The sequence below is a fragment of the Clostridium sp. BJN0001 genome (assembly GCF_022869825.1).
Taxonomy (GTDB): domain Bacteria; phylum Bacillota; class Clostridia; order Clostridiales; family Clostridiaceae; genus Clostridium.
The window spans coordinates 2028190-2052865 of record NZ_CP094971.1; the positions used below are offsets into that span (position 1 = coordinate 2028190).

General features: G+C 26.2%; 21 protein-coding genes. 6 read left to right on the forward strand and 15 right to left on the reverse strand.

The annotated features are described in order from the left end of the window. Nucleotides 1-31 precede the first annotated feature (31 nt). On the reverse strand, nucleotides 32-1171 hold the full coding sequence (gene zapA / locus MTX53_RS09895; RefSeq protein WP_244833636.1) for a cell division protein ZapA: 1140 nt from the start codon (nucleotides 1169-1171) through the stop codon (nucleotides 32-34). 148 nt (nucleotides 1172-1319) lie between these two features. Here zapA and MTX53_RS09900 point away from each other — a divergent pair, with 148 nt between their 5' ends. Together MTX53_RS09900 and MTX53_RS09905 are read left to right on the forward strand one after the other, a co-directional pair. After that, complete coding sequence (locus MTX53_RS09900) at nucleotides 1320-2678, forward strand: Mur ligase family protein (RefSeq protein ID WP_244833637.1); 1359 nt, start codon at nucleotides 1320-1322, stop codon at nucleotides 2676-2678. An 18-nt stretch (nucleotides 2679-2696) separates the two neighbouring features. Next, complete coding sequence (locus tag MTX53_RS09905; RefSeq protein WP_244833638.1) at nucleotides 2697-3419, forward strand: type 1 glutamine amidotransferase; 723 nt, start codon at nucleotides 2697-2699, stop codon at nucleotides 3417-3419. A gap of 49 nt (nucleotides 3420-3468) precedes the next feature. On the opposite strand, the gene MTX53_RS09910 is transcribed toward MTX53_RS09905, so the two are convergent. After that, nucleotides 3469-4236 (reverse strand): polysaccharide deacetylase family protein, encoded by a 768-nt coding sequence (locus tag MTX53_RS09910; protein WP_244833639.1) that lies wholly within the window; start codon nucleotides 4234-4236, stop codon nucleotides 3469-3471. A gap of 146 nt (nucleotides 4237-4382) precedes the next feature. Here MTX53_RS09910 and MTX53_RS09915 point away from each other — a divergent pair, with 146 nt between their 5' ends. Together MTX53_RS09915 and MTX53_RS09920 are read left to right on the forward strand one after the other, a co-directional pair. Then, a complete protein-coding gene (locus MTX53_RS09915) occupies nucleotides 4383-5678 on the forward strand; it encodes a D-alanyl-D-alanine carboxypeptidase family protein (protein ID WP_244833640.1) in 1296 nt (431 codons plus the stop codon). Nucleotides 5679-5699: 21 nt separating this feature from the next. Continuing rightward, entirely contained in the window at nucleotides 5700-6296 is a 597-nt protein-coding gene (locus tag MTX53_RS09920; protein ID WP_244833641.1) for a flavin reductase family protein, read from the forward strand. A 54-nt stretch (nucleotides 6297-6350) separates the two neighbouring features. On the opposite strand, the gene MTX53_RS09925 is transcribed toward MTX53_RS09920, so the two are convergent. From MTX53_RS09925 to MTX53_RS09945, 5 genes are all read right to left on the reverse strand, one after another. Beyond that, nucleotides 6351-7193 (reverse strand): YitT family protein, encoded by an 843-nt coding sequence (locus MTX53_RS09925; protein WP_244833642.1) that lies wholly within the window; start codon nucleotides 7191-7193, stop codon nucleotides 6351-6353. Between the two features lie 88 nt (nucleotides 7194-7281). Continuing rightward, nucleotides 7282-8100 (reverse strand): ABC transporter permease, encoded by an 819-nt coding sequence (locus MTX53_RS09930; protein ID WP_244833643.1) that lies wholly within the window; start codon nucleotides 8098-8100, stop codon nucleotides 7282-7284. After that, on the reverse strand, nucleotides 8100-8858 hold the full coding sequence (locus MTX53_RS09935; RefSeq protein WP_244833644.1) for an ABC transporter ATP-binding protein: 759 nt from the start codon (nucleotides 8856-8858) through the stop codon (nucleotides 8100-8102). Before MTX53_RS09935 ends, MTX53_RS09930 begins: the two co-directional genes overlap by 1 nt. Before the next feature lie 29 nt (nucleotides 8859-8887). After that, the gene (locus tag MTX53_RS09940; RefSeq protein ID WP_244833645.1) at nucleotides 8888-9904 is read right to left on the reverse strand and encodes an ABC transporter substrate-binding protein; all 1017 of its coding nucleotides are present in this window, start codon (nucleotides 9902-9904) and stop codon (nucleotides 8888-8890) included. A 209-nt stretch (nucleotides 9905-10113) separates the two neighbouring features. Then, nucleotides 10114-11415 (reverse strand): IS110 family transposase, encoded by a 1302-nt coding sequence (locus MTX53_RS09945; protein WP_244833646.1) that lies wholly within the window; start codon nucleotides 11413-11415, stop codon nucleotides 10114-10116. A gap of 418 nt (nucleotides 11416-11833) precedes the next feature. On the opposite strand from MTX53_RS09945, the gene MTX53_RS09950 reads away from it, so the two are divergent. Next, nucleotides 11834-12538, forward strand: a complete 705-nt coding sequence (locus tag MTX53_RS09950; protein WP_244833647.1) for a DUF975 family protein — start codon at nucleotides 11834-11836, stop codon at nucleotides 12536-12538. Here MTX53_RS09950 and MTX53_RS09955 read toward each other — a convergent pair. The 4 genes from MTX53_RS09955 to MTX53_RS09970 form a co-directional block, all read right to left on the reverse strand. Continuing rightward, nucleotides 12533-14689 (reverse strand): type IA DNA topoisomerase, encoded by a 2157-nt coding sequence (locus MTX53_RS09955; protein ID WP_244833648.1) that lies wholly within the window; start codon nucleotides 14687-14689, stop codon nucleotides 12533-12535. The genes MTX53_RS09950 and MTX53_RS09955 overlap by 6 nt on opposite strands. A gap of 69 nt (nucleotides 14690-14758) precedes the next feature. Further along, nucleotides 14759-15256, reverse strand: coding sequence for a TspO/MBR family protein (locus MTX53_RS09960; protein ID WP_244833649.1), 498 nt, complete (start codon nucleotides 15254-15256; stop codon nucleotides 14759-14761). A 63-nt stretch (nucleotides 15257-15319) separates the two neighbouring features. Next, on the reverse strand, nucleotides 15320-17317 hold the full coding sequence (locus MTX53_RS09965; RefSeq protein WP_244833650.1) for a HAMP domain-containing sensor histidine kinase: 1998 nt from the start codon (nucleotides 17315-17317) through the stop codon (nucleotides 15320-15322). After that, on the reverse strand, nucleotides 17301-19178 hold the full coding sequence (locus MTX53_RS09970; RefSeq protein ID WP_244833651.1) for a hypothetical protein: 1878 nt from the start codon (nucleotides 19176-19178) through the stop codon (nucleotides 17301-17303). The genes MTX53_RS09965 and MTX53_RS09970 overlap by 17 nt, the downstream gene beginning before the upstream one ends. Nucleotides 19179-19353: 175 nt before the next feature. Here MTX53_RS09970 and MTX53_RS09975 point away from each other — a divergent pair, with 175 nt between their 5' ends. Then, entirely contained in the window at nucleotides 19354-19542 is a 189-nt protein-coding gene (locus tag MTX53_RS09975; RefSeq protein WP_244833652.1) for a hypothetical protein, read from the forward strand. A gap of 36 nt (nucleotides 19543-19578) precedes the next feature. Here the strand turns inward: MTX53_RS09975 and MTX53_RS09980 are convergent, their stop codons facing one another. From MTX53_RS09980 to polA, 4 genes are read right to left on the reverse strand one after another with little or no spacing between them, the layout of a single operon-like run. Then, nucleotides 19579-20733, reverse strand: coding sequence for a glycosyl hydrolase family 8 (locus MTX53_RS09980; protein ID WP_244833653.1), 1155 nt, complete (start codon nucleotides 20731-20733; stop codon nucleotides 19579-19581). An 18-nt stretch (nucleotides 20734-20751) separates the two neighbouring features. Next, on the reverse strand, nucleotides 20752-21306 hold the full coding sequence (locus tag MTX53_RS09985) for a lytic transglycosylase domain-containing protein (protein ID WP_244833654.1): 555 nt from the start codon (nucleotides 21304-21306) through the stop codon (nucleotides 20752-20754). A gap of 11 nt (nucleotides 21307-21317) precedes the next feature. After that, nucleotides 21318-21914: a dephospho-CoA kinase gene (coaE, locus tag MTX53_RS09990; RefSeq protein ID WP_244833655.1), complete on the reverse strand. Its 597-nt coding sequence runs from the start codon at nucleotides 21912-21914 to the stop codon at nucleotides 21318-21320. A 36-nt stretch (nucleotides 21915-21950) separates the two neighbouring features. Beyond that, on the reverse strand, nucleotides 21951-24554 hold the full coding sequence (polA, locus tag MTX53_RS09995) for a DNA polymerase I (protein ID WP_244833656.1): 2604 nt from the start codon (nucleotides 24552-24554) through the stop codon (nucleotides 21951-21953). Nucleotides 24555-24676 lie beyond the last annotated feature (122 nt).

The window sequence follows — 24676 nt, forward strand, 5'->3', positions numbered from 1 at the left end:
ATTTCCTCCAAAATTTTTACGATAATAAGAGCTATCTATTTTTCTTTTTATTTATTTTAGGTGCTATAAACTCTTTCTTAGCTTTTGCAAGTTCTATATCCTTCTCTACTATTTCAGATTTTAATTTTAATATTCTAGACTCAAGCTGCTTTACTTTTTTGTTTCCCTTTTCAGAATTTTTATTTTTTTGCTGTATTATTTTTTCTTCAGTATCTTTAAGTTTCCTATCTGATTCAATATAAAGTTCGCTAACTCTATCTAATTCTTTTTCATTATCACCGTATTTTTTTTCAAATTCTGCTCTTTTTATCTTTTCATTCTCAAGTTGTGATTTTAATTTATCAATTTCATTATTTATATCATCATCTGATTTTTCTTTTATCTCTGACTGTTTTAAAAGTTCATTATTTTTTTCTTTAAGTTCCCTGTTTAAGCCCTTTATACGTTCAATTTCTAAGCTTACTTCAACATTTTTATCGTCTGAGAATTTTAATTTTTCTTGTAATTTGCTATTTTCGAAAGTAAGATCTTCATTTCTCTTTTTCAATTTTTGTATATGATTATCCTTACCTTTACTATCGGTACTTAAATTTTTCTGACTTTCTCTTAATTCCTCAATTTTTTTATAAAGGAACTTGTTTTTATCTTTTATATCTAATATTTCTTTATTTAAAACTTCATTTAAATTTTTAACCTTATCTATTTCTTCTTTTAATTCATCATTTTCTTTTTTTAATGTACTGCATTCTTTTCTCTTTTCATTTAGTTCCTCAGATAGTCCTTTATATTCTTCTTCTATCCCTTTATAATGTTCTTTAAGTTCATTTTTTATACCCTGATTTGATGTCTTATATGCATCCTTTTCATTATTTACTCTTTGAAGTACTTCTGTCAGATTATGAATCTGCTCATTTAATTTTGTATTTTCAGTCTTTAATTCATTTTTACCATCAGTAATAGTCTTTACTCTATCTTTCATCTCATACAATTCATCTGCCATATTTACTGCTGTAAGAATACTTGCAGACGCAGTACTTAATGTTGAATTAATAGATTTTATCTCTTTTATCTTGCTGTCAACATACTGTGCAACTTCAGATAAGTATTTTTCGTTTTTGTCCCCTTTTAATTTATAACTACTCCCATTGATATTAACTGTTACTTTTATCATAATCCGCACCTCTAAATTACTTATATATTATAATTATAGGACATTTAAATATATAAAACAATTGAATTGTATATACTTTTTCTTTCCTTTTAATAATTTTGTGATATACTTATTTTAATTGTTAATTTTAATAAGACAGATTTAGGCGGTGAGGAACATTAATATTAAATCATTTTTAAGTATAATTATTTCAAAATTTATTGCATTTACTTCAAAACATCTATTAAAAGGAGGAAGTAATTTTCCTGGTAAGATCGCATTAAAAATTGATAAAACTATACTAAAGACAGTAAGCAGAGGCTATAGAGTAATATTAATAACCGGGACAAACGGAAAAACAACAACTACAAGCATGATTTATAACATTCTTAAGCAAAATGGAAATTATGTAATAACAAATAACACAGGTGCAAACCTATATCCTGGAATTGTTGCATGCTTTATTGCTAATTTTTCACTATTTAAAAAGATCAAAAACAGATATGCTGTTATTGAAGTTGATGAAGCTAATGTAAAATTCATCACAGAATACATAACTCCTGAAATAATAACAATAACAAACTTGTTTAGAGATCAGCTCGATAGATATGGGGAAGTTTATACTACTTTAAAGAAAATACTTGAAGGAATAAAAAAAGTTCCAGATACGAAACTTATCTTAAATGCAGATGAATCTCTTTTAGGAAAACTTGACATAAAAAATGAAGTTATTTATTACGGATTTAATGAACCAATAAAGAATAATAACGCTCCTGATATAAATGCAGATGCAAAGTTTTGTAAGTTCTGTAAGGCACCTTATAAATATAATTTTATAACTTATAATCACCTTGGTGATTTTTACTGTCCTTGCTGTGGATATAAAAGACCAAAGCTTACTTACTCTGTTGATAAAATTTTAAATTTATCATCTGAATCTTCAGTAGTACTTATTAACAATACTGAAATTATGATAAATCAATCTGGTGTTTACAATATTTATAATGGACTCTGTGCTTATTCATGTGCAAAAGAACTTAGCATACAGGATTCTTCAATAAAATTATCATTAGCTACTCAGAATTCAAGTTTTGGAAGACAAGAACAATTTAATATAGATGATAAAAACATTCATATTATTCTTGTAAAAAATCCTGCAGGATATAATCAAGCATTAGATACACTTTTATTAAATAATGGAGATCTTTCTGTTTTATTTATGTTAAATGATAATTATGCTGATGGTAGAGATGTATCATGGATATGGGACGTTGATTTTGAAAAAATAAATATACTTGATATAAAAAATATTTTTATTTCAGGTATAAGAATGTATGATATGGCTGTAAGATTAAAAGTTGCAGGTCTTGATGTAAATAAATTTGTTTTAGATGATAATTACGAAACTCTTACAGAAAATTTAAAAGCTGCTTCATCTGATAACATTTATATTCTAGCAACTTATACAGCAATGATAAACTATAGAAAATTTCTTTTCTCAAAAGGCTATATAAAAAAATTGTGGTAAATTGAAAGGAGGATTTTTATGAATTTAACTATTTGTCACCTTTATCCAGATTTACTTAATGTATATGGAGATTTAGGTAATGTTTTAATATTAAAATATAGAGCATCTCTTCGTGGAATCAATGTGAACATAGTAAACTGTTCATTAAATGATAAAATAGATATAAATAATACGGATATTATATTTTTTGGTGGTGGCCAAGATTATGAACAATCGATTGTATCTAAAGATTTAAATGCATGTAAAAAAAATGATATTTCAGAATATATAGAAAGTGAAAAAGTATTTATGGCTATATGTGGAGGCTATCAGCTTCTTGGTAAATACTATACTTCACCTGAAGGTGAAAAAATCGAAGGTCTTGGAATACTCGATATATATACTGAGGGCGGAGATAAAAGATTTATCGGAAATACAGAAATATTCTGTGAAAAGTTTAATGAAACATATGTAGGATTTGAAAATCACTCAGGAAGAACTTATATAAATAAGCATACTCCTCTTGGAAAATGCATACATGGGTATGGTAATAACGGAAGTGATGGCTATGAGGGTTGCATATATAAAAATACATTTGGAACATATTTTCATGGATCATTTCTTTCAAAGAATCCTGAATTTGCAGATAGACTTCTTGAAACTGCACTTCAAAAGAAATATGCTGAAAAAATAGTTCTTAACGATTTAGATGATTCTTATGAAATAAATGCAAAAAAACATATAATTGAATTATTAAAGTAAACTTAATTGACATTTAGTTAAATTAAAAATTTTAACTAAATGTCAATTTTTATTTTCTCTTTACTCTATCAATAACATTATGTTTTCTAAGATATGAATATTCTTCATCACTTATATCATTTAATGATTTGAATTCGTATCCTAATTTTTTATAAAGACTTATTATACTCTGAAGTGATGCTGTTGTTGTTTTCTTATTTTCAAGATCATGCATAAGTACAACTTCTACTTCTCTTTTTCCAGCCTGCTTTCTTATTGTTTGTTCAATTTCACATTGAGGTACAAGCGTTCTTAACGCATCCCCAGAATCCACATTCCAATCAATATAATCAATTTCTTCATTTCTTAGTTCGCTTCTTATCATTTTTAAAATTGAAGAATTTGCAACATGATTATCTGATCCTCCAGGCATCCTGACAAACTTATGCTTCATATCACTTCCTCCTGCACTTTGAATTATCTCCATACATTTTTTTAAATCATTTATATAGTAATTAACAGATGAATAAAGAGTATGATATTCATGATTATAGCAGTGTGGAATTACAGCCATATTAAGATTCAATATTCTCTTTAATGTATTTAAATTTTCTTCTGCATTTTTACCTATAACGCAAAATGTAGCTTTTACATTATTAGATTCTAGTATGTCTAAAATTTTATCTGTATTATTAAATGAAGGCCCGTCGTCAAAAGTTAAAAACACCACCTTTTCATTTAATTCAGAAATTGGTTTATTTTCCTTCGCATACGTTTTAAAATTGACTAAGATGACAATAAATAATACAGTAGAAATAATTTTTATTATTCTTTTCATTTGTTTACACCTCTTTTCTCTTACTTTATTTTGTTCAGAATTCGATTTAATATTATATATTTTTTATTTTTTCTTCGTTGTTATTAATATTTATAAATGTTATACTTAAAATGTTTAAAAATATATTAGAAGCGGAGAGATACACCTTGAACAGAAAAACACTTATAAAACAATTGGCATTAGGACTTATACTCACATTTACATTACCTGTAAAAGCAGTATATGCTGCTACTAATTCATCTTCAAATCTTCCTGATATTCAGGCAGAAGCAGCACTTGCAATGGACTATGAAACAGGTGAAGTTATTTATGAAAAAGATGGAGATTCTAAAAGATATCCTGCAAGTTGTACAAAGCTTTTAACAGGTCTTCTTCTTGCAGAAAATAAAAGTAAAACAGATGATATTACATTTACCGATTCGGCAAAACAACAGCCTGAATATTCTATAAATATAAATTTTATGCATAATTCCATGAAAGTTGGAGATACTATGACAGCTGATGATGTTATGAAAGGACTTCTTCTTTTCTCTGGAAATGATACTGCATATATGATAGCTGATAATGTTGGTGGTTCATCAGATGGTTTTTCTGATATGATGAATGAAAAAGCTGCTTCACTTGGAGCTACAAGCAGTCACTTTATAACAGCTAATGGTCTTCATGATGAAAATCATTATACTACAGCTTATGACCTTTCTCTTATTACAAAAGCTGCATTTGATAATGACTGGGAAAGAAGCGTAATGGAACTAAAAGATACATCTATTGATGTAAATGATAAAAAAATTATGCTTGAAAATAGAAACCTTACTTTAGGTGAGGATGGAAATATAGCTGGAAAAACAGGTCATACAAGTCAAGCTGGAGGATGTCTTGCAGCTGTATATGAACGTGACGGAAGAAAAATTGTCGGAATTATTTTAAAAAGTAAACAGATTGATAATGCTGACATGTCAAAGTTTAATGATATGGATAAAATAATGGATTACAGCTTTAGTGCAGAAAAAGAGACATATATGCCAAGTAATTCTGTAGTTTCAGATATAGAAGTAAAATACAAACCTTTTATCTTCTTTGGCCCTGAAAAAACTTTAAATGCACCTGTAAAAGTAACTCAGAATGTAACATATTACAAAAACAATATAAATGACGCTGATTCAAAAATTGAATATGATAATACTTCAAAATCTGCATGGCAGCTTTTAGGAACAAAAGATATAGATTTAACTTATAAAACAAGAAATCATGAAGAAAAAGTATCTGGTACTATAACAGTAAGCTTTGGACAGATTTTTAAAGATAATTTAATCACATATTTAGCTGTAATAGTAGCAATTATAATAATTTTATCACTAATATTTATGTTATCTTCTTTAATAAGAAATAGAAAAAGACGTAATAACAGAAGAAGATATAATTATTCAAGAAGAAGATATTAATAAAAAAGGAGACCTTTAAATATGAGCAAACTTAATTTTAAAGGAAGCGTAATGCTAAACCCAACTCCTGTAGTACTTGTAACTTCTAAAAATAACGAAGGAAAAGTTAATGTCTTTACAGTAGGATGGATAAGTACAGTATGCACAAAAGAACCAGTTATTGCAATGGGAATAAGACCATCACGTCTTTCACATGAATATATAAAAGAAAGTGGTGAATGTGTAATAAATCTTCCTTCACGCAATATGGTTAAAATAGTAGACTACTGTGGAGTTGTTTCTGGCAGGAAAGTAGATAAAATCAAACATTTTGGTTTAAAACTTAATAAAGGAGTACAAATTGATACTCCATCACTTGATATGTCATCTGTAGCATTAGAATGTAAGCTTATGAGCATTACAAATCTTGGTACACATGATTTATTTCTATTAAAAATAGTTAATGTTAAAGTAGATGAATTTCTTTTAGATAAAAATAATAAAATATGTTTAGATAAAGCTGATTTAATATGTTACAGTCACGGAGAATATTATGCACTTAATAAAAAACCTCTTGGAACATTTGGATATTCAGTAAAAAAGAAGCATAGAAAATCTACTAACAAGAATAAAGATTAATTTAAAATCGAGATAATTATAAAAAACTTTCGCCATTTGGGCGAAAGTTTTTATTTATTCATCAAAACTTGAAAATCCCTTTCCTAACACCTCAGTTGTTTCTGCAACAGTAATAAACGCTTTAGGATCATTCTCTTTTATAAACTTCTTTAACTTTATAAATTGACTTCTCTTCAAAATTGTAAGAACCATACATGTATTTTTTCCTGTAAAACCTCCCTTTCCATAAAAAACTGTACATCCTCTTGAAATATTCTTTATTATATAGTTTGAAATTAGCTTTTCTCTGCTTGTAAAAATCATTATCTGTTTTGATAAATTAAATCCATATATAAGCTTATCTATAAGTGTTCCTGTTATATATATACTTATAAGTCCAAAAAGACCAAGTTCAACTCCAAAAGTATATAATGCAAGTAAAACTACTATAGAATCTGAAATAAGAAGTCCTTTTCCAAAATCAATATGAAAATATTTTGATAAAAGTTTTGCAGTAATACTCGTTCCACCTGTTGTCGCATTTTGAGAATACATGAGAGCTGTTCCTATTGATAATATAAGGCTTCCAAAAATAGATGCAAGAATCAGATTATCCGTAACAGGCATTGATACTAAAAATTTTTCAAATACTACTATACCAAATGTAAGTGTAAATGCTGCATAAACACTCTTTATTCCAAACCTGCCTCCTATAAATACAAATGCCAAAATAAATAATATTACATTACATATAAGCATTACAATTCCAGTATTTATTTTAAAAAGCGAATTAACTATAAGTGCAAGTCCTGTCACTCCACCGTTTGCAATACTATTAGGGAAGAAAAAATATTCAAGAGATATAATATCAAAACATACACCTATAGTTATAAAAATATATTCTTTTAAAATCTTCATACTTCCTCCATAAAAACTTATAAAGTGTATAAACACTTTAATAAAATAATATTTTTATTTTATATCATTTAGACTTATTTATTCATATTTACTCTGATTTTATAAATTTCTTTTCTATTATCGAAACAGCCTTATACATAATAAAAGCTACAAAAGCTAAAATAACTATACTCATCATTACCATATCAAGTTCTGCTATTTGACCTCCATAGATTATTAAAAAACCAAGTCCCTTTTTAGCCACTAAAAATTCTCCCATTATTACTCCTACCCATGATAGTCCAACATTTATTTTAAGTGCTGATATAAAAACTGGAATGGAGTATGGAAAAATAAGATATTTTAATATTTGAAATCTATTTGCCCTGAAGGTTTTCATAAGCATCATTTTTTCATCATCTATTTCATTAAAAGCTGTAAGTATGCTTATGATTGTTGTTACTATTGAAATAAGAAGAGTTATTGCAATTATTGAGGCCATACCATTTCCTATCCAAAAAATAATTATAGGTGCAAGAGCAACTTTTGGAAGAGCATTTAAGACTACAAGATACGGATCAAGTACTTTTGAGGCATTCTTAAACCACCACAAAAGGACAGCAATAAATCCGCCAAGAACAGTACCTAAAAGAAATCCTATTATGGTTTCATAGCACGTAACATATATATGAGTAAAAATGCTTCCATCATTATATAATGAAATAAAACACTCTATAATTCTTGATGGACTTGATGTTAAAAATGGATCTATCCATTTTAAGTCTGCTGCAATTTGCCAGAGAAAGATAAAAACAACAAGTATAACTATTCTTATTACTGTTATCTTAATTTTCTCTCTTTTCACTTTTTTTAAATATTTTCTATGCTCTAAGCTACCAATATATTTATCCTTCCTCTTTCTAAACATTATTTATCAAGCTCCTTCCATAAGAGATCAAAATATTCTTTGAATTCAGACTCTTCTCTTTTCTGAAATGGAGTAAGATCTTTATTTTTAAAATTAATATCTATAATTCTTTTTATTCTGGATGGACGCTTGCTTAAAACTATTACTCTCTGTGCAAGTGAAATTGCCTCTGCTATATCGTGAGTTACCATTATTGCAGTCTTTTTTTCATTCTTAATTATCTTATACACATCATCACAAACAAGAAGCCTTGACTGATAATCAAGTGCAGAAAAAGGCTCATCTAAAAATAGTATCTCTGGATTTAACGAAAGAGTTCTTATAAGTGCAACCCTCTGCCTCATTCCACCTGAAAGCTCTTTTGGGTAATAATCTTTAAATTTATAAAGTCCATACTGATTTAAAAGAAAGTCAACCCTCTTTATAGATTCTTTATTTAATTGTTTTTTAATCTTTAATCCCAAAATAACATTTTCATAAACGGTATACCATTCAAACAGATTGTCTTTTTGAAACATATATCCAATCTTATCAACATTTTCATCTATACTAGAATTCTCATAGAGAACCTTACCAGCTGATGCTTCTAAAAGACCACTTAAAATATTCAAAAGCGTTGATTTTCCACATCCAGACGGACCCAGTATACATATAAAATCGCCTTCATCAACATTAAAACTTATATTCAAAAGCGCACGAGTTTCACCATTTACTGAATGATAATTTTTAGAAACATCTGATATCTTTAGTAGACTCATCTCTTGTCACCCCTTTACTAAAAGATTAGCTATTTATTCATTGCTTTATCAGCAAATGAATTATCAACTATCTTATCATATGAAGGTCTTTCCTTTAAAAGAGAATTATCATAATCTTGAATTATATCCATGAGTTTATCAAGATTTTCTTTTTCAATTCGTGGATTTTTGGCAAGTGAATCTATCTTTCTATAATTATCAAGAACAGTAACAATTGTCTGCTTATCTGTTCCTGGGAAATAATCTATTATCTCATCAGCAATCTGAGAAGTATTATGATGAAAATACCACTGCTGTCCTTCATAAATAGCATTAGTAAAACCTTGAACTATTTCTTCATTTTCTGCTATATATTCTTTAGAAGCAAAGAAACATGTATATGGTATCTCTCCAGAATCTTCTCCAATTGAAGCAACAATCTTACCTGATCCTTCTTTTTCTATAGCTGAAGCTGTTGGTTCAAATAATGTTACATAGTCACCAGTATTACCTTTAAATGCTCCTGCAGTTGCTGCAAAATCAATATTATTTACCATATTTACATCTTTTTTAGGATCAATATTATTTTTTTTCATTACGTATTCGAAAACCATCTCAGGAACACCACCAGGACGTCCTCCTATTACATCTTTACCTTTTATATCCTGCCAATCAAAATGATCTGTCTTCTCACGTGATACTAAAAATGAACCATCTTTCTGTGTAAGTCCACAAAATAGAACAGGATAATTCTCTCTTCCTTGATTATTTATATAAATTGTCTGCTCAGGTCCACAAAATCCTACATCAGCTGATTTACTCATAACAGCCTGCATAGTCTTATCTGCTCCTTGTCCTGTCTGAAGGTCTATTTCTATACCATTATCTTCGAAATATCCTCTGTGTATTGCAATATACATAGGAGCATAAAAAATAGAACGTGTTACTTCATTTAAACGTACAGTAGTTAAATTATTAGATTCATTTCTATTTGAGCAACCAACCTGAGAAATTAAAATTAACGCAATTCCTAAAATAGAAAGAAATTTTTTAATATATTTTTTCATAACCTTTCTCCTACTAAAATAAGTATACTGTATAATATGAAGAATATTGTGTATGTTGTGTTACTTTTTATGATATAATTTCTTATTGAGATAAATATTTAGACCAGCTAATAATAGTCAAGTAAATTTCTAAAAAATATTAATTCTAAAAAAGTGCATAGCAAACAAACCGTTCAAAAACACGAACGATTACAAAAACAGGAAATAAATTAAGCTACCTTATGTAGATGCTTATTTTCTAAAAACATTTGTTTATGTAGTTTAGGATCTCTTTGTTCAAAGGGCGTTTGATCTCGAAGAACAGCAAAAATATAATTCAATATTTTGTGCATTATAGCAACCAAAGCAACTTTAGCTTTTTTGCCTTTTAGATTAACTTGATAGTATTCCAATAAAACTTTGTTTATAGGGATTCCATTACGATTACGCCTAATTGAGGCAAGAGCTACAGCATACAATGCTCTTCGACCGATTCGAGTTCCACGTTTGGATATTTTGCATTGGTCACCTTGAAATTTACCAGACTGATTAATAGAACTGTCTATACCAAAGAAAGCTACAAGATGTTTAGGCTTAATAAAGCCGTTAATATCACCTATTTCAGCTATTAAAGTAATAGCTGTTAAGCGTCCTATTCCTGGAATTGAATTTATTAATTCAATATTATTTCTGATAGATTCAGGAAATTCAGATGATTCAATCAGTGTGTTGATTTCATTTAATAAGTTATCTATTTGTTCTTCAAAAGCTTTTATTAATGCCAAAGAACTAGATATTTTAACAGACAAACCGCTTAGCGGAACGCCAATAGTCGCAGCTTCTTTTGCAACAGCAATTAACTTTGAATAGATGTTTTCAGACCAAGTTAAACCTTTTTTAGATTTTTCAACAAGAATTTTTAGTATATCTTCTTTTGAGGCATCTATTATTGATTTTGGAGTTGGATAGTTACTTAAAATTTCAAGTGATGTATTAGATGTGGAATCTGAAAATACAGTATTGTAATTTGGAAAGATAACTCTCAAATCAGCAGATAACTTCTTTTTATAAATAGAACATGTATCTGTAAGCTTATAGTATTCTCGCACGATATTTTTCAAAAGAAAAATATCAAGATCATTTGGCGTAGATAACTTAATATTTTGAAATTTTCCTATGTTCGCAATAGATAAAGCATCTTTTTTATCATTTTTCACTTTTCTTATATCCACATTTTTGTTACACTTAGTAACGAGTGGATTGATAACAAATGTGTTATCAAAATTATTATTAAGATAGTGGAAAAGAGATAAGTGGTACACACCAGTGGACTCCATGAAAATGCCAGTTTTCATGTTAAACTCTTCTTCCACTTTTTTTATTTCATTAACTAAGTAATTGAAGCCGCTTACGTCATGCTTTATCTTAAATGATTTTTTATAAACATCACCATTAGGTGCGAGTATTGCAGCATATGAAAAATCAGCTGAAACATCAATTCCAACTACAGGACTATTAAAAAATTTAGACATTGTATATATCTCCTTTAAATTAAATTTGAGATAGAATAGAACTTCCAATCTATCAGATAGCTTATAACCTTGTTTGTGACACGGGTAATTCCCAAAGGGAAACCCAACCAGCTAAACATAGAATTCTACCTGATGGAATGATACGCTAACTTACGGGTATAGGTTCTAAATAAACCTCCCAGGAGGGATACATCTATCTTCTATTCAGGAGTATTATACTAAACTATATTAAATTTGGTTAGATTCCTTTTGGAATTTAAATAAAAAACTATTTTAAGTATGAAATGCATATTCCCTATCGGGGCGTAGGCAGAGTAATAAATAAGAATATTAAGAATAATTAGAAATGTAATGTTCGTTAGTAGACTAAATGGTTTTCTATCAAATGTTACAACTAGATTATACAAGGAGGGTTACAATGATTAGCAGATATGAATTAAAAAAACATGCTAAAAATAGACTTAAAAAAAGATGGATTCTGGCAGTTTCAGGTCTTCTAATATATGAACTTATCATTGCGATAGGAACATATCTTCCAGAAATTATAGGATATACAGAAGAAGGAATAATGTATGATATATTATCTGTTACAGGAATACTTTTAACTATTATTACTATTGCTGGCTATAATAAATTTTCTATTAATTTTGCCTCATCAGATGATAAACCATATTTATGTGATATATTTTTAGCATTCAAATTTCCGTTAAAAACTATAATTACATATTTATTGATTGGAATTATTTCATGTATACCAGCATTACCAGCTCTTATTGCAGGACTTATTCTATATTATAAATTTAATATGTCAAATATAATATTAATAGTATTTTTAGTTATTTTTGTACTTTTGGCACTTATATGTTCAATACCTTTTTCTCAAAGTCTTTATATACTTGTAAATGACCCTTCACAAAGAATACTTAAATATATAACTCTAAGTTATTCAATGATGAAAGGTCATATTATAGAATATATAGTTCTTACATTAAGTTTTATTCCATGGTATATTTTTGTATTTATTACTGCTGGACTAGGTGTTTTCTATGTAATGCCTTATCAGCAGACAACTCTTGCTTCATTCTATTTAAGAATTAAAAATTCATATATAGATAGTTTATAAAAATTCCATTTCCCATTTAAATCTTAATATTTCTTTATCATAAACATATCTAAAATATGCAGAGAAGGTATTTCCTTTTCTGCTTTTTAAATTTCTAAATCCAACTTTTCCATTCTTAAGTAAAAGAATAATCATCTCTTTTGATACTTTTTTACCAAATGATAAAATATATTTATCATTTTTCCATATAGTAAACTTGCAGCCATTTTTCCAATTGGTACATCCAAAGCTCTTTTCATATTCAATTACAGGATTGCCACATATAGGGCATTTCCCAAGTACTTGAGCATCAGATGGTGCTTCTACTTTAAATCTATCTACAGCACTCATATCGTTCTTTATAAGTTCAACTGAACTTTTTGTAAAATCAATAATAAAATGAAGGAACTCATTTTTTTTAAACTTTCCTTTTTCAATATCACTTAAAGTTTTTTCAAGTTTTCCTGTATAGTCTAAATCAAATAATTCTTTTACAGGAAATGTTTCAACAATATTTTTTCCAAGTTCAGTTGCTATAAGACTCTTTCCTTTATATTTTATATATCCTATGTCTTTAAGCTTCTTTATGGTTTCTGCACGTGTTGCTGGTGTTCCAATACTAAATCCACTTAATATTGATTCCATCATATCATTTGAATCTTCTTTTTCCTCAGCGCCTTTTCCGCATGTTTCCATAACTCTTAAAAGTGTCTTTTCTGTATGATGCTTAGGTGGTTTTTTAGTAACTTTAGATATCTTAAGACTTTCCTCATTTAAAATATCACCCTTATTTACTTGTGGAAGAATAACATCTTTCGATTTTATATTCTCTATTTTCTTCCATCCATCTTCAATCTTTACTTTCCCTTTTGCGATAAATACTCCTTTAATATCCTCTTTCTGATCTTTTATAGTAATTTTTGTTTCTTCTGATTTTGCAGCTAACATAAACTGCATAAAAAATCTGTTTCTAATAGCTTCATAAACTATTTTTTCATCAGCTGTCAGATTTGAAGGTTTCATGTAAGTAGGCGTTATAGCACTATGGCTTTCAACTTTTGATGAATCAAATATTCTTTTGCTTTCAGAAAATTTTAATTCATTCTCATAAGCAAAACCTTTTTTTAATATATTAAACACTTTTTTTACTCTGTCTTTTAAACTTTCATCTAAAACAAAACTTGATGTTCTTGGATATGTAGTATATTTTTTTTCATATAATGACTGTGCAACCTTTAAAACTTTATCAGAAGTCCAACCTTTATACTTACTTGTTATATATCCCTGAAGATTCGAAAGATTGAAAAGTCTTGGAGGATATTCAAGTTTCTCCTCAGTTTTTTTATCAATTATAATGCCTTTAGTGCCATTTATAATCTCAGCTATGTTTTTTAAGTCCTGCCTTTTTTCAAACTTTTCATTATCATTTTCATAATATAATGCTTCTATTTTTTGATCATTTTTATCTATAAATATACACAAAAGTTTATAATAATCAGAGGATACAAAGTTCTCTATCTCTTTATCTCGATCATAGATTATCTTTAATGTAGGCAGAAGTACTCTGCCTATATTAATTGTTTTACTCTTTTCAAACTTATATTTTAATGTACTTACAGATGTTAAATTAATTCCAATTATCCAATCAGTTAATTGTCTTCCTATTCCAGCGTCTTGCAAATTCTTCATTTCTTTATTATCTTTAAGGTTTTCCATTCCATTTTTTACTTCATCTTGAGTCCACTCATTTAAAAGTAATCTATAAACTGGCTTTTTCACCTTAAAATATCCAAGAATCTCATCTGCAATAACCTGACCTTCTCTATCAAAATCTGTAGCAGAGACAACACTTGATACATCATCTCTATCAATAAGACTCTTAATTATAGAAAGCTGCTTTGTAGCTCCCTTATCAGCAACATCTTTTGATACATTATCAGATTTTACCTTATATTTAAATTTTTCAGGTATAAACGGGAACTTTTCAAATCTCCAGGCTTTCATATCTTCATTATAATCCTTCGCATCATATAATTGAAGAAGATGACCAAAAGCCCATGTTATATAATACTTATCACTTTCAAAATACCCATCTTTCCTCTTTTTTATATTTAATGCATCTGCTATATTCTTCGCAACAGATGGTTTCTCTGCAATAATTACTTTAGACATGTTATTTTCCCTTTCTCTATTTTGTCAGCACTATATATCTTATCATTAATTCAATAAAAAATATAGTTTTTACATTTCATTAAGCATCCATATATAAAAATTAAGTACAGACGCATAAATTGTCCATACAAAATATGGTAACAGAAGTATCAATGAAATAACCCCATCTTTTTTATAAAATCTATAAATTGTAAAAATAATAAATAATATAAGAATTATAATTTCAATAAATGCTAAACCATATAATCTTAGTCCAAAAAACAAAATAGGCCATAACATATTAAGGCCAAGCTGAATAAAGTAAACAAAAAGTGCAGATGATACATCAATATTATGTTTTTTAAGCTTGTATATCCTATATGACGCATATCCCATAAGAATATAAAGAATTGTCCAAACTATAGGAAATATAAATCCTGGAGGCGAAAAAAACGGTTTCTTAATGTTTTGATATATATTTTTCATATCAGAAATAATAAAAGAAACTATACCTGATAAAAAAAGAGGAAGAAATGTAAGAATTATAAGATCTAAAATATTTGTCTCTTTAGATACTTTATTTTTCATATAAATCACTTTCAATAAAATATTATTAATTAATTAATATGTAATTAATTATATTAATATAACTTAATTAAAATATATATCTGAAAATTCTACATCAACTTTTCTCTTTAAAGAATTAATTTTAGGGAAATGATTTTCTCTTCTCCTATTATTATTTGATTTTCTTAAAATTATTTCAAATTTATTTCCAAGACCGGAATGACTAAATTCTATACTTCCTCCTTGAAGCTTAATTAATGATTTTGCAATAAAAAGTCCTATACCGCTTCCTTCTTTTAATCTATCTAAGGATTTATTTATACATGTAAATATATCAAAAATATATGGTATCTTATCCTGTGATATTAAAGGTCCATCATTTTCAATAGCAATTAAAATTCTTTCATTATTTAGCTGCTTTAAAGAAACTGCTATTATTCCATTTTTCTTTCCATATTTAACTGCATTAGAAATAATGCTTAATATTGCATATGTAATAAGTTCCTCATCACATAATGCAAAAATCCCATCAGTCTGATTATCAAAAATAATACTGCTTAAATTAAGTTTTGTATATTTTTCACAACATAAAACTATTCTACTTATAATATAACCTATATCAACTTTTTCTATATTAACATCAATATTTTTTTTATTTATCTTTTCTGCAAATACAAAATTGTTTATTGTCCTTGCAAGTCTTAATGAATTTTTTTCGATAGCTTTTGTATTTTTCGATAATTTTTCAAAATCATTATTTTGTATATAAATTTCATTAAGCTGTACTGCTGAATAAATCAAATTTATAGGAGTCTGAAGTTCATGAGATACATTCATATAAAATTTTGTTTTTTCATTAAAATCAATAGATAATTTATTCATTTCCTGTTTTATTTTTATTTTTTCATCAACAATAGAAGTACTATTTATATATATAGTAAAATACTCATCTGTAATTGGTTGAAAAAAAATTTCAACATACTTTTCTCCATTTTCAGTTTTTATATGTCCTACAGATTTTTTTCTTCTTAAATATATATTTTTATCAACATTAAAATATTTTTCTATAAATTGTGATATATTCATATTAAATATATCATTTAAATTTTTTATATTTAGTATAGACATAGCTTTTTTATTCATATATCTTGCTTTTTTATTCTTAAACGAAATCATTCCATCAAAGCTATCATCTATAAGAACCTTATAATTTCTAATTCCTTTCATAATAAGATTTTCTTTATCTAAAAGTATCTTATTTCTTTTATGCAAATACTCTCTTAAGCGTTCATTATTTTCCCTTTTTTTCTTCAAATCATTTTTTAAATAAAAAAAAGATCGTGTAAAAATATCTACTACTATTCTTTTATAAACTATATAAGTAATTACTGATGATATCGCAAGTAAACTAATAAGAAAATTGTAATTATTTAAATAAAAAAAAATATATATATTAGCTTTTATACTTATTGAATACATAAATAAAATTATGTAATTATTATATTTATGCTCTTCTATAAATATATTTTGTTTATTTTTTTCTATTTTTATAAAATTGTATAATATAAATACATTTACCAATATAAAATTTATAGATGATACAATAATCATCCAATAAGGACTTAAATATAATCCAACAAAATATATTGTTAATGATGGGATTATGATGCCAGCATTAATTATCTTAAACATATTTATTCCAAAAATACATTTAACTTGCACACTTATTCTTAATTGAATAATTTCCAATTCACTTATTATAATTCCAATCAAATAGCAATATATTTCAAAATAATCATAATATACACGGTCTATTTGATAAATTTTAAGCAAAATTATAATTATGCATATTAATATTATTAAATTTCCATTTTTATAGTAATTCTTTATTATCCTCTTTCCAAAAAAAATATTACTTATAAGAGATGCCATAATAGCAAATGTAAATACCGAATTAACTCTATAAAATAATTTAAAATTTTCAGAAATAATACTTACATGTAATAAAAATGTAAATACAATTATAAATGCACTTTTTTTAATTATATTTTTATTATTTAGTATTTTAGTAACTTTTTTCATAACTTTCACCTTTCAAAAAAGTTAAATGCATTTCATTTATATTATCTTCTTTTGATAAATATATTATTGAATTTTGAGTCTTTGCTAGATATTTATTAATATATAAATAAGAATCAAGATTATCATCTAAGTTTTTACTATAGTAATCTTGTCCATTATCTAAACGATTAGATGCTATCTTAATGTCTAGTTTTGTAGAATCATTATGTACTATCATATAAATATGACTTGGAAAATTTTTTCCTGTAATGCTCTTATTTAAAATTATATATATCATATTTAATAATATTTTCTTAACAATATGCAAATCTATAGATGTATAGTATGGTTTATCTGTATTATAAAATGTAAAATTATACCCTTCATTTTTAACATAATCTGAAATAACATTCACAAATTCATCTAAGTTTTCAACAATATTACATTTAATATTATTTATATTTAAATTTCCAGATCTTATTTTAGAATTATCAATAATATTATTTGAAATAATCTGCAATTGAATACACTTATTATAGATAATATTATTATATCTTTTTATCATATCCATATTCTTGTTTTTTACATATATTTTTATAACCTGTACTGCTGAATTTAATATACTTACAGGATTTTTTATATTATTACCCACACCATCTAAAAATTTAATATGAAGTATTTCTTGTTTTTTTCTATTCTGAATTTCTTTTTTTACTTTTTTTATTTTTACTTTCTCTGTAATATCCTTTATAAGATAGACTTTTCCATCTAATATCTTATATTCATCTAATATAGAAATGCTTACATATTTTTTTACATCATTAATGTTCATAACAGCATTATATGAACTTCTATCTAATGAAACATTTATAAATTTCATAACTTTATGAACCTTAGTATTTATAATCTTCTTCTTATTTTCTATTTTAAACATATTACAAAATTGACTATTTATATATAAGATTCTATTATTATATTCGCTTATAATCATAAGAGAATAAGGTATTTTCTTAAAAAGATTATAATAAATAATCTTATTCTTTTTATATTCATTATTAGATTTTTCTAAAAAAATATTACTAAATTTTATACTTCTATTAAGACCATCAAGATATTCATTTTCTTTTTCTATTTTTGAAAATAACTTTTGACATGGAAAGTTACATACTTTATTTATTGCTAATATTACAAAAAATACATATATAATGCAATTCCATTTTGTCATCTCCATATAGATATTTTTATCCTTTTGTATAAAACAGATTGATATTCCTAAGAAATATGGAATAATGCTATATTCAAACAATTTTAATATATTTATGTATTTTCCATTTAATAATTTTATATTTCTAATCTCACTAGCAAAATTAATTATGATAATAAAATCTGCAATATGGAGAAGTGTTATATATAAATTTGTATATAATGAATCATTTAAAAGCTTAATAACAAAAGATGTAAATACAACCATATAAACTATTTTGTTTTCAATTTTATTATTATCTACTTCATGATGTATATTATTATAAAAAAATAATATCTCTAAAAACATTATTACTTCATTATTTATAAAAAAATAATTTATTGTTAAGTCCGAATTATAAAAACATAAATTATAAAACGAAAATGAACAAAATAGACATAAAGGCAAAAAAAATTGCTCCATAAGTTCACTATAATAATTCTCATCTATTTGTTTTAATTCACTTATAACTATTGCTAAAATAAAAATAAAAACACAGTAACATATATTATCTGACAAAAAACTTCTATATGAAAAACTTATCTCTGATATATTTCTATATATATATATAGCAATACATATAAATAAATATAAAATTATCCTATTTCTACTTATATAATATTCGTTTTCTCTATCCATAATACACCTTTTTTTGTAAAAATATTTTTGTTTAATTATATTTTATCATAAAATTGAATTTTTTTTCTATATTTTAATGAATTTTTACATTTTTATTATTCCTATCTTTTTTCTTGATTTTTAACATTAATTATCCTATACTAGAAATGAAAGAAAGATTTTGGAGGGGTTATTGATGAAAAAAAATGCTTATGATTTAGCAAGGAATTTAATTGAGGTTATGGCTGATATAGATAGAGCCTTGGATCAAAAATCAAAGAGTAAAAATATGAAAGAGATAGAAGCTTTAGATACCAGAATAGATTCTTTAGAAACTAGAATGTATGAGATTAAAAATAAATTAAAATCAGTTGAAGTTAAATAAAAAGAAGGCTGCTTAAAATTTTATGCAGCCTTCTTTTTATTTAACTTCGTTATAGTATCTATATCCTATAAGTGCATTTAAATTATCATAGGAATATACATTTTTTCCATCTTCATTTCCAAATCCACCATAAACAATACTTTCTTTGTTTCTTATCTGATATGATTTCATCTTTTTGCCTGCTTTATCTTCTAATTCTGTTTCACCTTTTAATCTTGCTATCTGAACAATCATAGCATATATTGAAGTTGATTCAAATTCTGATGAATGTTTACCTGTATCTCTTGAATACGTACAATATACAGCTTTATCATCTTTAAACTTTTCTTTTATCCATTCAAGACTTCTATCAATGTTTTCTCCTGCTTCAAGTCTATTATATATTATAATCATTGATAAAAGCGTATCTATATTTTCATCATTATCATTATGGTACTCATTATCATCTCTTGTATAGCTTTTGTTATATAAAGGAAGTTCATCACTTACATAACCATTATCAATTATCTGAAGAGATTTATCATAAATCTTTTTCCATTTATTGTAATTAAGATTGGAAAGCATATTTAATGTTGAAATATCTAAATAACAAAGAGTTGTTGTTTCACTCTTTTCAGTTCCTTTATTAAAATCTGTAATTACATTTTTATCTACAATATTTTTATATATTCCATCCGATATTTTAAAAGCATACTTTCTATACTTTTTATCATTCCATTTTTCTGAAGCTGAAAGAAGTGCTTTTACAACTCTAAAATCATCAATAGTAGCTGAATTATCTGCTTTTTCATCTTCTGATATTCTCCAGCTTATAAGATCTGAATTAAGAATCATATTACTTTCTATAAAATCCAAGGTTCCATCAAACTTCTCCCTATTATCACTTTTTAAATAATAAAAGAGCATAAGACCTTCTGATTCTGATAATATAGTATGTCCTTTTGTAATATCTCCATCAGATTTTTGATCTATTAAATTTGTATATACTGCACCTTCTTCATTCATCATATTATTTTTAATGAATTCATATAGATCTTTTTCATCTTCAGATATATATGAATTAGAAACTATTTTTGGTGTATAAATAGTTTTATAGTATGGCGATATATAATAATAAGCTATAGCAAAAATTACTGTTACCATAAAAATAGTAATAAAGACTAAAAAAATCTTTTTCTTTTTGTTTTTCATAATTAAATCCTCTTGTTTTTATCCTTTATCATATAAAATTCGATAAACTTTATAATATGTATTTACCTTATCTACATATTTCTTTGTTTCCGCAAATGGAATATATGAAAGATTTTCTCCATCCTTTGAACACTCACTATTTTGAAGCCACTTATCTACATTGCTAGGTCCTGCATTATATGCAGCAACTATAAGATCTATATTTCCATCGAATTTATCATATAAATATCTTAAATACCAGCAACCCATCCTTATATTATATTCTTCATTATATAAATTATCTTTTGAGAAAGATTCAAGTTCCATTTTTTCAGCTATCCACTGACCTGTTTCTGTAGTAATCTGCATAAGTCCTACAGCATCCTTATGTGAATGAGCATCATCATCAAAATTGCTTTCGCTTTTCATAACAGCTAAAACAAAAAATGGACTAAGTTTATACTCTTGACTGTACTTATTGACATATTCATTATACTTATAAGGGAATATAGCACTCTTTAAAATATATAATGAACCTATTGATATTAATAATATGCAAATTATAAAAATTAAAATTCGTTTCAGGAACCTCATATCTCCTCCTTCTATTTTAGCAATTTGAAAAATTCAATAAGATTTTTGAGTTGTTTCTGTGTTTTGGGAATTTCATCGCTTGTATCAATAATCATATCAGCATACTTCTTCTTTTCGTTTAATGGAATTTGTGAATTTATTCTATTTACAGCATCGTTTCTTGAAAGATTGTCACGATTTCTTACTCTCTGTATCTGAGTATTAATATCTGTGTAAACAAGCACGATATAATCAACTTCTTTATAAAATCCAGTTTCAATAAGTGTAGGTGCATCAAGTATTATCATATCTTCCTTATTTTTTTCATATTCTGCAAACTGTTTTTTTATCTCAGATTTTATATAGGGAATAACTATATTCTCATATTTTATACGTTCATTCGGAAATCTAAAAATATGATTTCCAAACTCTTTTCTTCTAAACTGACCTCTCCAATCAAAAAATCCACATCCAAATTTATCTTTTATAATATCTAAAATATCTTTATTAGTAACTACTTCTTTTGCAATCTTATCTGCATCTATAACTTTTAAGCCATTATCACGAAAATAAGCACACGCTGTACTTTTTCCTGTACCTATGCCTCCAGTTAATCCAATTTTAAGCAATTTATTCCACCATTCCTTTATTTCTATAATTGTATGCTACTTTGCATCATACCATGTTTTACCATAGTTTAAGTCAACATCTAGTTTAACTTTTAATTTTACTGCATCTTTCATCTCATTTACGACTATTTCACATACTTTATCAAATTCGTCTTTCTTAACATTTAATATAAGTTCATCATGAACCTGAAGTATAAGTTCACTTTTAAGGTTCTTCTCTTTAAGTTTATTATAAACCTTAATCATTGCAATCTTTATTATATCTGCTGCACTTCCTTGAATTGGAGCATTCATTGCAAGTCTTTCTCCAAATGCTTTTACAATTTTATTCGAAGATTTAATTTCAGGTATAAATCGTCTTCTATTTAATATAGTAGTTACTATTCCAGTCTTTTTAGCATCATCAACTATATTATCAAGATATTCCTTTACTTTAGGATAACGACTAAAATATATATTCATATATTCTTCAGCTTCTTTTTTAGAAATCTTCAAATCCTTTGAAAGACTAAACGCACTTATACCATATACTATTCCAAAATTTACAGCTTTTGCTCTACTTCTCATAAGTGAAGTAACTTCAGAAATTGGCACTTTAAATACTTCAGATGCTGTCTTTGTATGAATATCATTATGATTATTAAATGCATCAATCATATTCTCATCATCAGCAATATGTGCAAGAACCCTTAATTCAATCTGAGAATAGTCACAAGAAACTATTAAATCATCTTTTTCCATAGGTATAAATACTTTTCTTATCTCTTTTCCCATCTCATGCCTTATAGGAATATTTTGAAGGTTTGGTTCAGTGCTTGAAAGACGTCCTGTTGTAGTTACTGTCTGATTAAAACTCGAATGAATTTTAGAATCCGAATCTACTACACTTTTTAATCCTTCAACATAAGTAGAATTTATTTTTGTTATCTGACGAAAATACATTATCTTGCTTATTATAGGATGTTTATCATTAAGTTTTTCCAAAACCTCTTGGTTAGTAGAGTATCCTGTTTTAGTCTTTTTTATTACAGGAAGATCGAGTTTTTCAAATAATATTTTTCCAAGCTGTTTGGGAGAATTTATATTAAATTTTTCATCTGCTAAATCATATATTATTTGCTCTGTCTTATCTATTTCACTTTTAAATTTTTTTTGGAGTTCATCTAAAATATCTGTATTTACTTTGAATCCGTTCTCTTCCATTGAAGATAAAACAAAAATAAGAGGATGTTCAACATTATAATATAATTCTTCCATATTTTCAGATTTTATTTTATCTCTCAAAATAGAGTAAAGTTCTTTTATATATGACGCTTTAAAACATAAATCAGAAATTTCTTTTCCATCTATGCTTTCCATTAAGTATCTCTCTATTATATCTGAAAGCTCATATTTATTTTTAGAAGAATCTATAAGATACGATGCTATCTCAGTATCAAAAATAAATCCTTTTATTAAAATATTATTCTTATTTAAATAAGTAAGTAAATTTTTTCCACTATGAATTATTTTCTTTATCTTTTCATTTTCCATGAAAGCCTTTAATATAGAAAGCGTATTCTCTTCATCACTTAAAAATATTTTTTCGTAATCAATATAATAACACTTACTTTGATCTGAAATTATCATATATTTAAGTTCCATATTAGAAAATCTTTCACGATTACTAATACCATACGATAAAAATACTTCATTTGTATATTCATCAAATACTTTTTTCATGCTTTCTAAATTTTCAATATTTACTATATCAAGCTCTTTTTTTTCTTCAGTATCCTTAAGATCCATTTTATTAAGAATTGATTTCATATTCAATTTTATAAGCATATTTTTTATATCTTTTTCAGATACATTTTCATTCTTCAAAAGTTCATCAATTGTATAATCTATTGGAACATTAGTCACTATCGTTGCAAGTTTTTTAGAAAATATAGCCTGCTCAACATTTTCTTCTAAATTTTGTTTTAACTTATTACCTTTTATTTTATCTATATTACTTAATACTTCTTCAATAGAACCATATTCTTTTATAAGCTTAAAAGCTGTCTTTTCTCCAACTCCTGGAACTCCTTTTATATTATCAGACTTATCTCCCATAAGACCCTTTACATCTATAAATTGTTTTGGAGTAATTCCATATTCAGACACAAATGCATTTTCATCATAAACAGCTGTTTCTGTAACACCTTTTTTTGTTATGACAACTTTTGTTGTAGAAGATGCAAGCTGAAGTGCATCATGATCTCCTGTTACTATATAAGATTCAGTATTATTTTCTTCTGCAATCTTTGAAACAGTTCCTATTATATCGTCAGCTTCAAAGCCTTCCATCTCAAATATTTTTATGCCCATAAATCCCATTAATTCTTTCATTATTGGAAATTGTTCAAAAAGTTCAGGCGGCATCTTTTTTCTTCCTGCTTTATATTCATCATATTCTTTATGACGAAATGTAGGAGCTTTTAAATCAAATGCTGCTATAATAGAGTCCGGATTAATTTCATTTTTCATCTTTAAAAGCATATTTAAAAAACCATAAATAGCATTTGTATTAACTCCGTCATTATTTGTTAAAGGAGGCAGTGCATAAAAAGCCCTATTCATAAGTGAATTTGAATCTAATACTAATAATCTTTTCATATATATCCTCCTTAAAAGTAATCATTACACTTTATTATACTATTTGTAATATTTAAAGTATACCCTAAAATTCAATACTAAGACTCAAATACATCGTAATTTGAATATGTTTTTATTATGTG

Bases quoted from the DNA above. Each gene is read 5' to 3' on its own strand.
- zapA (WP_244833636.1), bottom strand. From the start codon at position 1,171: ATGATAAAAGTAACAGTTAATATCAATGGGAGTAGTTATAAATTAAAA.
- MTX53_RS09905 (WP_244833638.1), top strand. From the start codon at position 2,697: ATGAATTTAACTATTTGTCACCTTTATCCAGATTTACTTAATGTATAT.
- MTX53_RS09910 (WP_244833639.1), bottom strand. From the start codon at position 4,236: ATGAAAAGAATAATAAAAATTATTTCTACTGTATTATTTATTGTCATC.
- MTX53_RS09920 (WP_244833641.1), top strand. From the start codon at position 5,700: ATGAGCAAACTTAATTTTAAAGGAAGCGTAATGCTAAACCCAACTCCT.
- MTX53_RS09925 (WP_244833642.1), bottom strand. From the start codon at position 7,193: ATGAAGATTTTAAAAGAATATATTTTTATAACTATAGGTGTATGTTTT.
- MTX53_RS09930 (WP_244833643.1), bottom strand. From the start codon at position 8,100: ATGTTTAGAAAGAGGAAGGATAAATATATTGGTAGCTTAGAGCATAGA.
- MTX53_RS09935 (WP_244833644.1), bottom strand. From the start codon at position 8,858: ATGAGTCTACTAAAGATATCAGATGTTTCTAAAAATTATCATTCAGTA.
- MTX53_RS09940 (WP_244833645.1), bottom strand. From the start codon at position 9,904: ATGAAAAAATATATTAAAAAATTTCTTTCTATTTTAGGAATTGCGTTA.
- MTX53_RS09945 (WP_244833646.1), bottom strand. From the start codon at position 11,415: ATGTCTAAATTTTTTAATAGTCCTGTAGTTGGAATTGATGTTTCAGCT.
- MTX53_RS09950 (WP_244833647.1), top strand. From the start codon at position 11,834: ATGATTAGCAGATATGAATTAAAAAAACATGCTAAAAATAGACTTAAA.
- MTX53_RS09955 (WP_244833648.1), bottom strand. From the start codon at position 14,689: ATGTCTAAAGTAATTATTGCAGAGAAACCATCTGTTGCGAAGAATATA.
- MTX53_RS09960 (WP_244833649.1), bottom strand. From the start codon at position 15,256: ATGAAAAATAAAGTATCTAAAGAGACAAATATTTTAGATCTTATAATT.
- MTX53_RS09965 (WP_244833650.1), bottom strand. From the start codon at position 17,317: ATGAAAAAAGTTACTAAAATACTAAATAATAAAAATATAATTAAAAAA.
- MTX53_RS09970 (WP_244833651.1), bottom strand. From the start codon at position 19,178: ATGGATAGAGAAAACGAATATTATATAAGTAGAAATAGGATAATTTTA.
- MTX53_RS09975 (WP_244833652.1), top strand. From the start codon at position 19,354: ATGAAAAAAAATGCTTATGATTTAGCAAGGAATTTAATTGAGGTTATG.
- MTX53_RS09980 (WP_244833653.1), bottom strand. From the start codon at position 20,733: ATGAAAAACAAAAAGAAAAAGATTTTTTTAGTCTTTATTACTATTTTT.
- MTX53_RS09985 (WP_244833654.1), bottom strand. From the start codon at position 21,306: ATGAGGTTCCTGAAACGAATTTTAATTTTTATAATTTGCATATTATTA.
- polA (WP_244833656.1), bottom strand. From the start codon at position 24,554: ATGAAAAGATTATTAGTATTAGATTCAAATTCACTTATGAATAGGGCT.